General features: G+C 73.5%; 14 protein-coding genes. 10 read left to right on the forward strand and 4 right to left on the reverse strand.

Features of this window, described 5'->3' with window-relative positions:
- Nucleotides 1–362 precede the first annotated feature (362 nt).
- The 4 genes from AB0K09_RS19105 (at nucleotide 363) to AB0K09_RS19120 (ending at nucleotide 6,594) form a co-directional block, all read left to right on the forward strand.
- Nucleotides 363–1,568 (forward strand): VWA domain-containing protein, encoded by a 1,206-nt coding sequence (locus AB0K09_RS19105; protein WP_366066558.1) that lies wholly within the window; start codon nucleotides 363–365, stop codon nucleotides 1,566–1,568.
- Between the two features lie 273 nt (nucleotides 1,569–1,841).
- Nucleotides 1,842–3,017 carry an ADP-forming succinate--CoA ligase subunit beta gene (sucC, locus tag AB0K09_RS19110; RefSeq protein ID WP_366066559.1) on the forward strand — a complete coding sequence of 392 codons (1,176 nt, stop codon included), beginning with the start codon at nucleotides 1,842–1,844 and terminating at the stop codon, nucleotides 3,015–3,017.
- Between the two features lie 20 nt (nucleotides 3,018–3,037).
- Complete coding sequence (gene sucD, locus AB0K09_RS19115) at nucleotides 3,038–3,922, forward strand: succinate--CoA ligase subunit alpha (RefSeq protein ID WP_366066547.1); 885 nt, start codon at nucleotides 3,038–3,040, stop codon at nucleotides 3,920–3,922.
- A gap of 191 nt (nucleotides 3,923–4,113) precedes the next feature.
- Nucleotides 4,114–6,594 (forward strand): DUF6350 family protein, encoded by a 2,481-nt coding sequence (locus AB0K09_RS19120; protein WP_366066548.1) that lies wholly within the window; start codon nucleotides 4,114–4,116, stop codon nucleotides 6,592–6,594.
- Here AB0K09_RS19120 and AB0K09_RS19125 read toward each other — a convergent pair.
- Together AB0K09_RS19125 and AB0K09_RS19130 are read right to left on the reverse strand one after the other, a co-directional pair.
- The gene (locus AB0K09_RS19125) at nucleotides 6,575–7,423 is read right to left on the reverse strand and encodes a YwqG family protein (protein ID WP_366066549.1); all 849 of its coding nucleotides are present in this window, start codon (nucleotides 7,421–7,423) and stop codon (nucleotides 6,575–6,577) included. The two genes, AB0K09_RS19120 and AB0K09_RS19125, sit on opposite strands and share 20 nt — an antisense overlap.
- Before the next feature lie 49 nt (nucleotides 7,424–7,472).
- Entirely contained in the window at nucleotides 7,473–8,330 is an 858-nt protein-coding gene (locus AB0K09_RS19130) for a hypothetical protein (protein ID WP_366066550.1), read from the reverse strand.
- A gap of 248 nt (nucleotides 8,331–8,578) precedes the next feature.
- Here AB0K09_RS19130 and purN point away from each other — a divergent pair, with 248 nt between their 5' ends.
- Both purN and purH read left to right on the forward strand, forming a co-directional pair.
- Nucleotides 8,579–9,208 carry a phosphoribosylglycinamide formyltransferase gene (gene purN, locus AB0K09_RS19135; RefSeq protein ID WP_366066551.1) on the forward strand — a complete coding sequence of 210 codons (630 nt, stop codon included), beginning with the start codon at nucleotides 8,579–8,581 and terminating at the stop codon, nucleotides 9,206–9,208.
- An 11-nt stretch (nucleotides 9,209–9,219) separates the two neighbouring features.
- Nucleotides 9,220–10,770 (forward strand): bifunctional phosphoribosylaminoimidazolecarboxamide formyltransferase/IMP cyclohydrolase, encoded by a 1,551-nt coding sequence (gene purH / locus AB0K09_RS19140; protein WP_366066560.1) that lies wholly within the window; start codon nucleotides 9,220–9,222, stop codon nucleotides 10,768–10,770.
- Between the two features lie 97 nt (nucleotides 10,771–10,867).
- Here the strand turns inward: purH and AB0K09_RS19145 are convergent, their stop codons facing one another.
- Nucleotides 10,868–11,581, reverse strand: coding sequence for an RDD family protein (locus tag AB0K09_RS19145; protein WP_366066552.1), 714 nt, complete (start codon nucleotides 11,579–11,581; stop codon nucleotides 10,868–10,870).
- A 79-nt stretch (nucleotides 11,582–11,660) separates the two neighbouring features.
- Between AB0K09_RS19145 and AB0K09_RS19150 the strand changes: the two genes are divergently transcribed.
- Nucleotides 11,661–12,542 (forward strand): bifunctional methylenetetrahydrofolate dehydrogenase/methenyltetrahydrofolate cyclohydrolase, encoded by an 882-nt coding sequence (locus AB0K09_RS19150; protein WP_366066553.1) that lies wholly within the window; start codon nucleotides 11,661–11,663, stop codon nucleotides 12,540–12,542.
- Nucleotides 12,532–12,933: a DUF3017 domain-containing protein gene (locus tag AB0K09_RS19155; RefSeq protein ID WP_366066554.1), complete on the forward strand. Its 402-nt coding sequence runs from the start codon at nucleotides 12,532–12,534 to the stop codon at nucleotides 12,931–12,933. Before AB0K09_RS19150 ends, AB0K09_RS19155 begins: the two co-directional genes overlap by 11 nt.
- A gap of 80 nt (nucleotides 12,934–13,013) precedes the next feature.
- Here AB0K09_RS19155 and AB0K09_RS19160 read toward each other — a convergent pair whose 3' ends face one another.
- The gene (locus AB0K09_RS19160; protein WP_366066555.1) at nucleotides 13,014–13,271 is read right to left on the reverse strand and encodes a peptidoglycan-binding domain-containing protein; all 258 of its coding nucleotides are present in this window, start codon (nucleotides 13,269–13,271) and stop codon (nucleotides 13,014–13,016) included.
- A gap of 290 nt (nucleotides 13,272–13,561) precedes the next feature.
- Between AB0K09_RS19160 and AB0K09_RS19165 the strand changes: the two genes are divergently transcribed.
- Together AB0K09_RS19165 and AB0K09_RS19170 are read left to right on the forward strand one after the other, a co-directional pair.
- On the forward strand, nucleotides 13,562–14,389 hold the full coding sequence (locus AB0K09_RS19165; RefSeq protein WP_366066556.1) for a helix-turn-helix domain-containing protein: 828 nt from the start codon (nucleotides 13,562–13,564) through the stop codon (nucleotides 14,387–14,389).
- The coding region (locus AB0K09_RS19170) for a helix-turn-helix transcriptional regulator (protein WP_366066557.1) at nucleotides 14,386–14,711 on the forward strand (326 nt) is incomplete at its 3' end. The genes AB0K09_RS19165 and AB0K09_RS19170, both read left to right, overlap by 4 nt.

The raw sequence follows: 14,711 nt of genomic DNA on the forward strand, positions 1-14,711 counted from the left end.
CCGCGTGCGGATGCCGGATGGCCCGCAGCGCGCGCCCGGTGAAGGCGTCGCGGCACATCCGCCCCGGCCCGCCGTGTCGGCCGGGACGACGCGCCGGACGTCCGCGCGACGCCCGGCGGCGGGTCCGCCCCCGGCTTCGGCCCCGCGCCGGACCCGGAGCGCGCGGCGGCGGTCCTGCCGGTCATGCGGCTGCTGCTGGGCCTCGACCCCGCACCGGACCCCGCCCCGGACGACCAGGCGGACCCCGCCCCGGACCGCGCCCCGGACGACCCGGCGGACCGCGCACCGGACCAGGCCCCGGACCACGCACCGGCACACGCATCGCAATTCGCACACCAGGCGGCGACAGGGGGAACGGCATGATGACGGCGACGTCCGCCGAGCGGTTGCGGCGGTGGCGGCTGGTGCTGGGTGCCGAGGGCGGTGACGCGGCCGGCGAGCCCGGCGGCCAGGGGACGCTCGGCGGGGCCGATGCCGCCATGGACCGCACGCTGGAGGCGCTGTACGGCGGGTACGGGCCGGGCGGCGACCGGGGCGGGGATCCGGACGGGGGCCGGGACGGCCGGCGCGAGGCCGGGCTCGGCGGGTCGGCGCCCCGGGTCGCCCGCTGGCTGGGGGACATCCGCGCGTACTTTCCGGCGTCCGTCGTTCAGGTGATGCAGCGCGACGCCATCGACCGGCTCGGGCTGTCGGCCCTGCTGCTGGAACCGGAGATGCTGGAGGCCGTCGAGGCGGACGTCCACCTCGTGGGCACCCTGCTCTCCCTCCACAAGGCGATGCCGGAGACCACGAGGCGGACGGCCCGCGCCGTGGTCCGCAAGGTCGTCGAGGACCTGGAGCGCCGTCTCGCCACGCGCACCCGGGCCACGCTCGGCGGGGCGCTCGACCGGTCCGCCCGGGTCGCCCGCCCCCGGCACCGGGACATCGACTGGGACCGCACCATCCGGGCGAACCTCAAGAACTACCTGCCCGAACACCGCACGGTCGTGCCCGAGCGGCTCGTCGGCCACGGGCGGGCCGCGCAGGCGGTGAAGAAGGAGGTCGTCCTGTGCGTCGACCAGTCGGGCTCGATGGCCGCCTCCGTGGTCCACGCGTCCGTCTTCGGGGCGGTTCTCGCCTCCATGCGCACCCTGGACACCCGGCTGGTGGTCTTCGACACGTCCGTCGTGGATCTGACCGATCAGCTGTCCGATCCGGTGGACGTCCTCTTCGGCACCCAGCTGGGCGGCGGGACGGACATCAACCGCGCGCTGGCCTACTGCCAGTCGAGAATCACCCGTCCGGCCGAAACGGTCGTCGTCCTCATCAGCGATCTCTACGAGGGCGGGATCCGGAACGAGATGCTCAAGCGGGTGGCGGCGATGAAGGCGGCCGGTGTCCAGTTCGTCACCCTGCTGGCGCTCTCCGACGAGGGCGCGCCCGCCTACGACCGGGAGCACGCGGCGGCGCTCGCCGCCCTCGGCGTGCCCGCCTTCGCCTGCACCCCCGATCTCTTCCCGGAGGTCATGGCGGCGGCCCTGGAGAAGCGCCCGATACCGGTGCCCGACCCCGACAATCCGAGGCTCTGACCTGACAGACGTACCGGCATGTGGGGCGGTGTCGCCCGTCGCCCTGTATATCCATAGGAGTGCGGGCGCTGTCGCGATCTGTGAGCGTAATCACGGCCGGAGTGTGACCTGCGATTTAGGGTCCTCCCCCTGGCAGGGATAACCTGCGAGACGGACATGCCGCGTATCGCGCACGTGTGCCGCCCTCGTCATAGATCGCGTCCTCACGCTGCCACCGCGGCACGCCCGCGCAGACAACGAACCGCGATATCCATGGAAAAGGGACGGACGCGCGTGGACCTGTTCGAGTACCAGGCGAGGGACCTCTTCGCCAAGCACGGTGTACCGGTGCTGGCCGGTGAAGTCATCGACACGCCTGAGGCGGCGCGCGAGGCGACCGAGCGACTGGGCGGCCGTTCGGTCGTCAAGGCGCAGGTCAAGGTCGGTGGCCGTGGCAAGGCCGGTGGCGTGAAGCTGGCCGCCACCCCGGACGAGGCCGTCGCTCGCGCGACGGACATCCTCGGCATGGACATCAAGGGCCACACGGTCCACAAGGTGATGATCGCCGAGACCGCTCCGGAGATCGCCGAGGAGTACTACGTCTCGTACCTCCTCGACCGCACCAACCGCACCTTCCTGGCCATGGCCTCCGTCGCCGGTGGCATGGACATCGAGGAGGTCGCGGCCACGACCCCCGAGAAGCTCGCCAAGGTGCCGGTCGACGCCAACGAGGGCGTCACCATCGAGAAGGCCCGCGAGATCGTCGCCCAGGCGAAGTTCCCGGCCGAGGTCGCCGACCAGGTCGCCGACGTTCTCGTGACCCTGTGGAAGACCTTCATCGCCGAGGACGCGCTCCTCGTCGAGGTCAACCCGCTCGCGAAGGTGGCCGACGGCCGCGTCATCGCGCTCGACGGCAAGGTGTCCCTGGACGCCAACGCCGAGTTCCGCCAGCCGGAGCACGAGGCGCTCGAGGACAAGGCCGCGGCCAACCCCCTGGAGGCCGCCGCCAAGGCCAAGGGCCTGAACTACGTCAAGCTCGACGGCCAGGTCGGCATCATCGGCAACGGCGCGGGTCTGGTCATGTCGACCCTCGACGTCGTCGCGTACGCCGGTGAGAACCACGGTGGCGTCAAGCCCGCCAACTTCCTCGACATCGGTGGCGGTGCCTCCGCCGAGGTGATGGCCAACGGTCTTGAGATCATCCTCGGCGACCCGGACGTCAAGTCCGTCTTCGTCAACGTCTTCGGCGGCATCACCGCGTGCGACGCGGTCGCCAACGGCATCGTCCAGGCCCTGGAGCTTCTCAAGTCCAAGGGCGAGGACGTCAGCAAGCCGCTGGTCGTGCGCCTCGACGGCAACAACGCGGAGCTGGGTCGCAAGATCCTGACCGACGCCAACCACCCGCTGGTGCAGCAGGTGGACACCATGGACGGCGCCGCCGAGCGCGCCGCCGAGCTGGCCGCTAAGTAAGGGACGAGGTCACCAGAAACATGGCTATCTTCCTCACCAAGGAATCCAAGGTCATTGTCCAGGGCATGACCGGCTCCGAGGGCCAGAAGCACACCAAGCGCATGCTGGCTTCCGGCACCAACATCGTCGGCGGCGTGAACCCGCGCAAGGCCGGCACGACCGTCGACTTCGACGGCACCGAGGTCCCCGTCTTCGGCTCCGTCAAGGAGGCCATGGAGAAGACCGGCGCCGACGTCACGGTCATCTTCGTCCCGGAGAAGTTCACCAAGGACGCGGTCGTCGAGGCCCTCGAGGCCGAGATCGGGCTGGCCGTCGTGATCACCGAGGGCGTCGCGGTGCACGACACCGCCTCGTTCTGGGCGCTTGCCCAGGCCAAGGGCAACAAGACCCGCATCATCGGTCCCAACTGCCCCGGTCTGATCAGCCCCGGTCAGTCCAACGCGGGCATCATCCCGGCCGACATCACCAAGCCCGGCCGCATCGGTCTCGTGTCCAAGTCCGGCACGCTGACCTACCAGATGATGTACGAGCTGCGTGACCTCGGCTTCAGCTCCTGCGTCGGCATCGGCGGCGACCCGATCATCGGCACCACGCACATCGACGCGCTCGCCGCGTTCGAGGCCGACCCCGACACCGACCTGATCGTCATGATCGGTGAGATCGGCGGCGACGCCGAGGAGCGCGCGGCCGACTTCATCAAGGAGAACGTCACCAAGCCGGTCGTCGGCTACGTGGCGGGCTTCACCGCGCCCGAGGGCAAGACCATGGGCCACGCCGGCGCCATCGTCTCCGGTTCGTCCGGCACCGCCCAGGCGAAGAAGGAGGCCCTGGAGGCCGCCGGTGTGAAGGTCGGCAAGACCCCGTCCGAGACGGCTCGCCTCGCGCGCGCCGCGCTCGCCGGCTGAGACCGGACCAGGACCGGAAGGTCTGACGCTCCGGCCCGTGGGCCCGCACCCCGTGAGGGGTGCGGGCCCACGCCCGTATCCGCGCCCCACCGGCCGGCCGGGCGGTCCCGCGCGGTCCACTTGGTGTACACGACACGACGGACATTTGGCTGCTACCGCGACGAAAGCCGTGTTATTGGCAGCATGGCTCCGTGACCCACTACGACGATCATGGCGCCCCGCCGCCGCCCCGTCCCCGGTCCCTCGCACGCGGTCTGTCCGGGACGGGCACGGCGTTCCTCGGCGGGGTGCTCGCCGCGGGCCTCGGGCTCGGGGCGTTCGTCGTGGGCGTGCTGGCGCTGTGGATCTGCTCGCCGTACCCCGACAGCGGTCCGGCCGGTGCGCTGCGCGTAGCCGCCGACGTCTGGCTGCTGGCCCACGGCGCCGACCTGGTGCGCACCGAGACGCTCACCGGCGTGCCCGCGCCCCTCGGGCTGACGCCGCTGCTCGCCACCATCACGCCGTCCGTCCTGCTCTTCCGCGCCGGACGGCACGCCCTGGACCCGCCGGAGGGCTCGCCCCTGGAGGTCACGGGCGCGCCGCTGCCGGGTTACGGGCCGACGCCGGGGAAGGCCTTCCTCGTCACGCTCGGCGGCTATCTGCTGGTCGCCCTGATCGCAGCCTTCTACGGCGTGTCCGGGCTGATGCACGTCGACCCCCTGAGCGGGCTGGTGCACGTACCGCTGTTCGCGGGGGCGCTCATCGGGCTGGGCATGTGGACGGCCGAGGGCTGTCCGGCCCCGGGGACGCCGCCGTTCGTGCGGCGGGCGCGGGCCGCGCTGCCCGTGTTCGTCCGGCGGGCGCTGCCCAGGCCCCGGCTCCTGGCCGTGCTCCGTGCCTCGGCGGCCGGTCTGGGTGTGCTGCTGGGCGGCGCCGCCGTGCTGCTCACGGCCGCGCTGGCCGTGCACGCGGCGGCCGTGCAGGAGGCGTTCCACCAGCTCTCGAACGGCTGGGCCGGGCAGATCGCGGTGGGCGTGCTGAGCGTGGCGCTGCTGCCGAACGCGGTGGTGTGGACGGCGGCGTACGGGCTCGGGCCGGGCTTCACGGTCGGCGCGGGGAGCGTCGTCGCGCCGGTCGGTGCGGCGGGCCACCCTCCGCTGCCCCGCTTCCCGCTCCTCGCCGCACTGCCCGGGCCCGGCACGGCCGGCCCCCTGTCGATGGCCGGGGCGGCGGCGCTGACGCTGGGCACGGGCCTCGCGATCGCCTGCGCCTCGGTGCCGCGGTGGCCCACGGTGGTGCGCCGCCGGGAGGCCATGGCGACGGCCGCCCTCGCGGCCGTGGCCTGCGGTGCGGTCATGACGCTCCTGGCGTACGGCGCCTCCGGGGCGCTCGGCAACGCCGCCCTCGCCGACTTCGGCCCTCCGTCCCGCCGCACGGGCCAGGCCGCGACGGCCTGGGCGGCGGCGATCGGGGTCCCTGGCGCACTGGTGGTGCACTGGCTGCGCCACACGCTGCGGGTCAACGCCGCGGTTCCGGCGGAGGCCGCCGCGCCGGCGCCGGCCGCCGCGCCGGTGGCCTTCTCCGCGAGCGACGCCGTGACCCCGGCGTCCGCCACCACGCCCTGGTGGCGACGGGCTCCCCACGCCACGCTCCGCGCGACGGCCCACTGGCTGGGCCTCGTCGTGCCGCACGCCGAAGTGCCGCGCCAGGAGCATCAGGAGCATCAGGAGCGCCAGGAGCGCCAGGAACCCGCGGTGCCGCCGGTCCGTGGCCTGACGCCCCTGCCCCGCCTGCGCAGCCGCGCGGACGACGGCACCGGCGAGACCACCGGCGTGACCACCGGGGAGAACGCGGTGGACGTACCCGACTCCCACGACCGCGCCCAGGACGAGCAGGCGGACCCGGGCCACGACGCCGCCGCGGCCCCGGACGAGGGACAGGCTTCGCCCGAGGCCGAACCGTCCGACCACGGCGTGGCGGCGGAAGCCGCCCCGGAGGCGCTCGCGCACCCGTATGAGGACCCCGTCCCGGCCCGGGCGGCGGCTACGGACGACTGCCTCGACCTCAACCCCACGCCCAACCCGGATCCCGCTCCCGACCCCGCCTACGGCATCCCCGCCCCGGCCCCCGGCGGCGAGCACGACCCGGCGACCCGGCCCGCAGCGCGCCCCCTCGCCGAGAAGCCCGAAGCCGACGAGCACCACACCGCCCCGCAGCACGCGCCCGGACCGTTCGCCCGGCCCGCACCTCCCGTGGCCGGCGCCCCCGGCGCGGGCCCGGAGGCCCCCTTCCTCCTCGGCTTCCCCGACCCCGCCCCCGGTTTCGACCCCGGTCTCGACCCCGGCCTCGACCCCGCCCTCCTCTACGAGCCGGAGACCCTCCCCGTACGCCCCGTGCACGGCGCCGGGCCGGAGTCCCCGGGCACGGGCGGTTCGTCGCGGGCCGGGCGCCGGGCGTGGTGGAGCGGCGGCGGCAAGGGACGCCGGGCCCGGCACTCGGCGGCGGCCAGGACGAAGGTCGGGCCGGCGTTCGGCTTCCGGAACGGCAAACGGCGCGAGGGGACCGGCGCGCCGGACTGGCGCGACACCGCCTCCCGGCAGGCACGCTGGGCCGCGCTGAGGGATTCCGGCGGCGGGCTGATGACCGACTTCGAGCCGCCCGAGGACAGCGATCTCAGGAACACTGCCACGTGAACAGGGCGCGGTCGAAGCGCAGCGCGGCCAGGTCCTCGGGCCGTATGAGCCAGTAGAGGACTCCGCAGTCGCCCCACATCATGTCGGCCCTGTGGTCGCTGTCGAACTGGGCCAGCAGCGTCCAGCCGCGCGCCTCCTCGGCCAGGCGCGGATCGTCCCAGGTGACGTCCGGGCCGAGCACGCCGGCGGCGACCTCGTACTCCACCGCGCCCTGGACGGGGTCGGCGTACCCGCCGACGCGGTGGCCGAAGCCGTCCGCGTGCTCGTGGACGGCGTCGATGAACGCGTCGGACAGCTGGGCCTCGGCGAACGGGCCGTAGGGGTCCGGCGCCGTCTCCCGCAACCGCGCCGTCAACGGCACGCGGGGATAGGGTTCGAGGCCCTCGGGCGCGGCGCGCTCGGCGACGGGCACCCCGGCCGGGACGTGGAGCACGCGGGCCCCCGCCCAGGTGTCCGGGTCCCTGGCCCACACCAGCGCGTCGCCGTCGTCGATCCGGCCGTCGAAGTAGAAGAAGGCCAGCGTGCCCCCGTCGGGCAGCGGGACGTCCAGGTCGTCGGCGGGCAGCGCGGCGCAGTCGAGGGAGGCGACGAAGGAGAGCGGGCCGTGCCCCTCCCACACCGGCCACTCCACGTCCTCCGGCAGCTCCGGAAGCCCGCCGAGCCGGCCCACGACGGCGCCGCCGGGTTCTCCGGGTTCCGCGGGTTCCCCGGGTTCCGCGGCGGTCAGGAACAGGGCCGGCCGCAGCCGGCCGGCCCAGCGCTCGGCGACATCGGCGGGGAGGTGCTCGTGGGCGAGTTCGCGCAGGGAGAGCGGTGCGGTCTGTGCCATGGTCCGATCATGCACCCGGGCACCGACAACGCCCCGCCCCTGACAGCGCCTACTCCTGGTTGCCGAGCAGCGGCCGCAGCTGCTTGGGCAGCTGGTTCTCGCAGGCCTGCTGCGAGGTCTGCGTGAGTGCGTCGTCGACGCAGGTGTAGTAGTCGCGGTAGGCGATGTGGAAGGCGAAGGTCGCCGCGACGATCGCCAGTGCCAGACCGCCCGTGACCAGGCCGCTCACCGCCGCCGTGGTCTGCGGGCGGAAGCCGCCCGGCGGCGGGGGAGGGGTGTCCGGGTCGCGCGGCCTGGGCTTGGCGCGCAGCGAGCTGACACCCCAGTAGACGGACAGCGCGCCGAGCAGCAGGGCCACCTGCGGGAGGCTGAAGAGGGCGAAGAAGAAGCCCCACATGCCGGCGAGCAGCGCGTACCGGGCGCGGCGCTGGGCGGGGTCGGTCGGGTCCCAGCGCAGTCCGCCGTTGCCGCCGGGGCCGCCGGAGGGGTTCGGTCCGCCGCCCTGGGGGCCGCCGAAGCCGCCGCCGTCGCGGCCGGGCTGCCGGCTGCTCCACTGGCTGCCCCACGCCGGCGGCCGGCCGTCGCCCGGGGCACCGCCTTCACCGGAACCGCCCTGGCCGGAGCCGCCCTGCCCGGAACCGCCCCCCGAGCCGTCACCGCCCCCCGAGCCGTCACCGGACCCGGACCCGGACCCGGATCCCGGCCCCGAGCCCTCCTCGGACGCCCCCGCGAAGCCCCCCGCACGGGAACCCGGTCCCCAGGACCCCCGCGGCTGCCAGGGCCGGTCCGGCCGGCCGGCGGGCGGGGCGGCGAAGGGATTCGGTTCGTCCTCCCCCCGGGCCGCGCCGGACGGCGCGTCGGTGGGCAGCGGGGGGTGGGGAGCCGCGTCGCGGCGTCGGTCCGGCATGTGGAGTGTGTCTTCCCCTTGGTCGTCGTCCTGCGCCTTCGAGCCTACGGTGACGCGCCCGGTTTCCCGTGCCGCCGTCCGGCCCGGTCCGACGCTACCTCCCGGGCGTGCCCCCGTCCCGTGGGGCCGGTTCGGTGTGCCGGTATCGTTGCTGCCGGTCGGCGGCTTCGTAGAGTCCCCCGTAAACGGCGATCCCTCCGTCTCGTACGACCATACAAACCGCACCACCCGCGAGAAAGGGCCCCAGCGTGGAGCCGCCGTCGGTACGTCCCGCCCGCATCGTCGTGCTCGTCTCCGGTTCGGGGACGAACCTGCAGGCCCTGCTGGACGCCGTCGCCGCGGACCCGGCGGGTTACGGTGCCCGCGTCGTGGCCGTCGGCGCCGACCGTGACGGCATCGCGGGGCTGGAGCGCGCCGAGCGCGCCGGGCTGCCGACGTTCGTGTGCCGGGTGAAGGACCACCCCGGCCGCGCCGCCTGGGACCGGGCGCTGACCGAGGCGACCGCGGCGTACGAGCCGGACCTGGTCGTCTCCGCCGGCTTCATGAAGATCGTGGGCGAGGAGTTCCTCGCCCGGTTCGGCGGGCGGATCGTCAATACGCACCCCGCCCTGCTGCCCAGCTTCCCCGGAGCCCACGGCGTCCGCGACGCGCTCGCGTACGGCGCCAAGGTGACGGGCTGCACCGTCCACTTCGTCGACGAAGGGGTCGACACCGGTCCGATCATCGCCCAGGGAGTGGTGGAGATCCGGGACGAGGACGACGAATCCGCGCTGCACGAGCGCATCAAGGAAGTCGAGCGCACGCTGCTCGTCGATGTCGTGGGGCGTCTGGCCCGCAACGGCTACCGCATAGAGGGACGAAAGGTGAGAATCCTGTGACCGCCGAAGGTATGAAGCGGCCCATCCGCCGCGCGCTGGTCAGCGTCTACGACAAGACCGGGCTCGAGGAGCTGGCGCGCGGCCTGCACGCGGCGGGCGTCGAGCTGGTCTCGACCGGCTCCACGGCCGGCCGGATCGCCGCCGCCGGCGTCCCGGTGACCAAGGTCGAGGAGCTCACCGGATTCCCCGAGTGCCTGGACGGCCGGGTCAAGACGCTGCACCCGCGCGTCCACGCCGGCATCCTCGCCGACCAGCGGCTCGACTCGCACCGCGAGCAGCTCGACGAGCTGGGCGTCCGCCCCTTCGAGCTCGTGGTCGTCAACCTCTACCCGTTCCGGGAGACCGTCGCCTCGGGTGCCTCGCCCGACGAGTGCGTCGAGCAGATCGACATCGGCGGCCCCTCGATGGTCCGCGCCGCGGCCAAGAACCACCCCTCCGTGGCCGTGGTCGTCAACCCCGGTCGCTACGAGGACGTGCTGAAGGCCGTGCAGGACGGCGGCTTCGACCTCGCCGCCCGCAAGCGCCTGGCCGCGGAGGCGTTCGCGCACACGGCCGCGTACGACGTCGCGGTGGCCAACTGGTTCGCCGCCGGCTACGCGGCGGGAGAGGACAGCGGCTTCCCGGAGTTCCTCGGCGCCGCCTTCTCCCGCTCGGACGTGCTGCGCTACGGCGAGAACCCGCACCAGCCCGCCGCGCTCTACACGGACGGCAGCGGCACGGGCCTCGCCGCGGCCGAGCAGCTGCACGGCAAGGAGATGTCGTACAACAACTACGTCGACACCGAGGCCGCGCGCCGGGCGGCGTACGACCACGCCGAGCCCTGCGTCGCGATCATCAAGCACGCCAACCCGTGCGGCATCGCCACCGGTTCGGATGTCGCCGAGGCGCACCGCAAGGCCCACGAGTGCGACCCGCTGTCCGCCTTCGGCGGGGTGATCGCCGTCAACCGCCCGGTCTCCGTCTCGATGGCGGAGCAGGTCGCGGAGATCTTCACCGAGGTCATCGTCGCGCCGGACTACGAGGACGGCGCGCTCGAGGTCCTCGCCCGCAAGAAGAACGTCCGCGTGCTGCGCTGCCCCGACGCCCCGTGCGCGGTCAAGGAGGCCCGGCCGGTCGAGGGCGGGCTGCTGCTCCAGCAGAAGGACCGGCTGCAGGCCGAGGGCGACGACCCGGCGAACTGGACGCTCGCCACGGGCGAGGCGCTGTCCGGCGCGGAGCTGGCCGAGCTGGCCTTCGCGTGGCGGGCCTGCCGGGCCGTGAAGTCCAACGCGATCCTGCTGGCCAAGGACGGTGCGACCGTCGGCGTCGGCATGGGCCAGGTCAACCGCGTCGACTCCGCCCGGCTCGCGGTCCAGCGCGCGGGCGAGGAGCGGGCCCGGGGCTCGTACGCCGCCTCCGACGCGTTCTTCCCCTTCCCGGACGGGCTGGAGGTGCTGACCGCCGCCGGTGTGAAGGCCGTGGTGCAGCCCGGCGGTTCGGTCCGCGACGAGCTGGTGGTGGAGGCCGCGAAGGCGGCGGGCGTGACGATGTACTTCACCGGCGCGCGTCACTTCTTCCACTGACCGGCCCGCACCGATCGGCTGTCGCATGAGCACGGGAAAGGCCCCCGCCGCGGTCGCGGGCGGGGGCCCTTCCCGGGGCGCCCGGTCGGTTCACCGGTCAGTTCACCCGGATGACGACCGTTCCGACGATCTTGTCGGCGAAGGTCTGCTTCTTGTCGTCCCACAGCGGCCACAGGTAGCCGAGGTAGAGGATGCCGTCGAAGAAGTGGCAGAGGTTGCGGAGGAAGGTCATCCAGAAGCCGATCGGCCGGCCGTCGCGCTCGCGCAGGACGCTGATGCCGACCCACTTCTTGCCGAGCGTCTGGCCGGTCTTGCCCTGGCGGTAGAGCATCCAGAAGCCGAGGAACACCGTGGCCAGGCACGACAGACCCGCCACGACGAAGCCCGCGGTGCCCGCGGAGGCCTCGTGCGAGCAGATCTCGAAACCGCTCGCCGTGGTCGTGCAGTCCTTGTTGTCGTCGATGGCGGCGAACGCCATCACCATGCCGATGATGACGCCGATCAGCGGCACGCACCCGACCAGCCCGTCCAGCAGGGTCGCGCCCACGCGCGAGCCCCAGCCGGCCAGCGGCGGCATCTGCGGCACGGCACCGTACGGCGCCTGCGGATAGCCGGGGACCTGCCCGTAGCCGTACGGCTGCTGGGCCTGCTGCGGGAAGGGCGGGTACGGCGCCCCCTGCTGGGGATAGGGCGGCGGCTGCTGCTGACCGTACGGATTCTGCGGATACACGTGGGCCGGTCCTTCGAGCGGTGGCTGGAAACCTGCGGGGACGGCCGTGGCACACGCCACGACGGCCGTCATCGTAGACATACGGTCATACCGCCGACCCGCCCGTGTCCGCGGGCCACCTGAGTGGAACCCACACCATCACATCCTGGAGGATGGACACATGACCGCCCAGATTCTCGACGGCAAGGCCACCGCCGCCGCGATCAAGTCCGAACTCACCGCCCGCGTGGAAGCGCTGAAGGCCAAGGGCATCACCCCCGGCCTGGGCACCCTCCTCGTCGGCGACGACCCCGGCAGCAAGTGGTACGTGGCCGGAAAGCACCGCGACTGCGCGCAGGTCGGCATCGCCTCCATCCAGCGCGAGCTGCCCGCCACGGCGACGCAGGAGGAGATCGAGGCGGTCGTCCGCGAGCTCAACGACAACCCCGAGTGCACCGGCTACATCGTCCAACTCCCGCTGCCCAAGGGCATCGACACCAACAAGGTGCTGGAGCTCATCGACCCGGCCAAGGACGCGGACGGCCTGCACCCGACCAACCTGGGCCGCCTGGTCCTGAACGAGACCGCTCCGCTGCCCTGCACCCCGTACGGCATCGTCCAGCTGCTGCGCCGGCACGGCGTGATGATCGACGGTGCGCATGTGGTGGTCGTCGGCCGGGGCATCACCGTCGGCCGCTCGATCGGCCTGCTGCTGACCCGCAAGACCGAGAACGCCACGGTCACCCTCTGCCACACCGGCACCCGCGACCTGTCCGAGCAGCTGCGCCGGGCGGACATCATCGTGGCGGCGGCCGGCGTCGGTCACCTGATCAAGGCGGAGGACGTCAAGCCCGGCGCCGCCGTGCTGGATGTCGGCGTCAGCCGGGACGGCGAGGGCAAGATCGTCGGCGATGTGGACCCGGCGGTGGCGGAGGTGGCCGGCTGGCTCGCCCCGAACCCGGGCGGCGTGGGCCCGATGACGCGCGCCCAGCTGCTGGTGAACGTTGTGGAGGCGGCCGAGCGTGCCGCGGAACGTGCCGCCGGAACCGGCGATGCTGGCTGAGCGCGGGAAGTCGCGCCGCCCGCCCAAGGTCACGCGGGACACCGCCCGCCCCGAGGGGGGCGGGCGGGCCGCCCCCGGCGGCGCCCCGGCGCCCGCGCGGCAGTGGCCGCTGCTGGCGGTGCTGGGGGCGACCGGCCTGGGCCTGCTGCTCGTCGCCTTCGACGCGTTCCGGATCGGGACGCTGCTGATCGGGCTCGCGCTGATCGGCGGCGCGGTGCTGCGCTGGGCGCTGCCGTCGGTGGGCATGCTGGCGGTGCGCTCGCGGTTCACGGACATCTTCACGTACGGCGGGCTGGGGCTGGTGATCGTGCTGCTGGCGCTGATGGCGCAGCCGCACGCCTGGCTGAAGATCCCGTTCCTGGAGGACGTCCTCCACTTCACGGTGCAGTAGGGCACGGCCCCCCGCACCGTGCGCGGCGGCCCGCCCTCTCCCCCGACGGGAGGGCGGGCCGCTGTGCGGGCGGGCGCCTTTCAGAACGTGCGGAGCGCCGCCCAGGTTCTCGGGTCGACCTTGCCGCCGTTCGGCCGGGTCCCGGTCTTGCGCTGGTAGTCGAGGACCTTCTCGTGGGTGTCGTCGCCGAAGACCCCGTCCACCCGCAGTCGGTAGCCGTGGAGCTTCAGCAGGCACTGCACCTCCGCGACACGGTCGCCCGCGTCCCCCTTCACCGTGAGTGCGGCGCCCGTGTACCAGACCATGGCGCAGTCGTAGTCCCTGTGCTGTACGGTCACGAGCCCTGATTCCTCCCCTGCGACGTCCGGCTTGCAGCGATGACTCTGATGCGCCACTTCCGCACGTGCCAGTGGATCGTGGGAAGTTGGGCCGACGTGGGATGTCCCACGCTCTGACCTGCGAGGACGTGGGGTCCCACGATGTCGTGGTGGGACGCCGGGGCAGACGGCGGAGTGGCCTGAAGTCGCAGTCGCCGCCGCACCCGTACGCAACCGTCACCCGAGCGTCGCCATCATGTGCGGCAGAGGCACGTCGCCTCGGGGGCTATGCGGCGCGTATGGGGTGGAACATGTCGCGGTGGAAGGAACTTCCCGCCTCGCTGGACCAGCGAGTGCGGCAACTCGTCGTACAACTGAGAAGACTCAAGGACCACAGCGGGCTGAGCCTCGCCTCGCTCGCGGCCAAGACCTCCTACAGCAGTTCCTCCTGGGAGCGCTACCTCAACGGCAAGCAGCTGCCGCCGCGCGACGCCGTCGAGCAACTGGCCCGGGTGTGCGGCACGGAGCCGACCCGGCTGCTGGTGCTGCAGGAGCTCGCAGCGGAGGCGTGGTCCGACGAGGCGGCGGCCCCCGGTGGGACGGGCGTCGAGGCGGGCGGGGAAGCGGCCGGGGAGACGGCCGGGGAGGCGGCCGGTGACGGGCCGGACGACCGGCCGGAGGGGCCCGCGGAAGAGCCGCGGCAGCGCAAACGGCGGCTCCGTGTGCTCGTCGCGGCCGCGGCCGTCCTGGTGGTCGCCCTGGCCGCCGGGCTGCTGATCGGCCGTCCCTGGCAGGACGACGACACGAAGGGCGCCACCGCCACTGCCGCAGCGCAGCCCAGCCAGTCCCCGTTCGTCTTCGTGCAGGGCCGCAACCGCCCCTGCCGGGTCGAACGCAGGGACGGTGGGCTGCGGGCCGGCTACAGCACGACCCGCTCCGTGCTGATGGACCTCAAGAGCTCGGGCTGGGAAGTGCTGGAGGCCCAGTGCCTGCTCAAGTACCACGGCTACGACCCGGGCATCGCCGACGGCTCCTACGGCCCGCGGTCCAAGGCCGCCGCGAGCGCGTTCCAGAAGGACCACCGGCTGGTCGTCGACGGCATCATCGGGCCGGACACCTGGGGGGAGCTGCGCAAGTGAGCGTCGAACGCCCCCTCCCGGCGGAGTGCGGCCGGCTCGCCGGCGAGCTGCGCGACCTCCGCGACCGCACGGGGCTGAGCCTGGCCGCGCTCGCCGAACGCACGCCGTACAGCAAGTCGTCCTGGGAGCGCTACCTCAACGGCAAGAAGCTGCCGCCCCGGCAGGCCGTCGTCGCGCTGTGCGCGCTCGCGGGCGAGCCGTCCGGCCGGCTGCTGGCGCTGTGGGAACTGGCCGAACAGACGTGGAGCGGACGGGCCACGGCCGTCGCGACCCCTCCCGTCCCTCCCCTCCCACCCCTCCCTTCTGTCCCATCTGTCCCGGC

The organism is Streptomyces sp. NPDC049577 (assembly GCF_040675635.1).
In the GTDB taxonomy this organism is placed as follows: domain Bacteria; phylum Actinomycetota; class Actinomycetes; order Streptomycetales; family Streptomycetaceae; genus Streptomyces.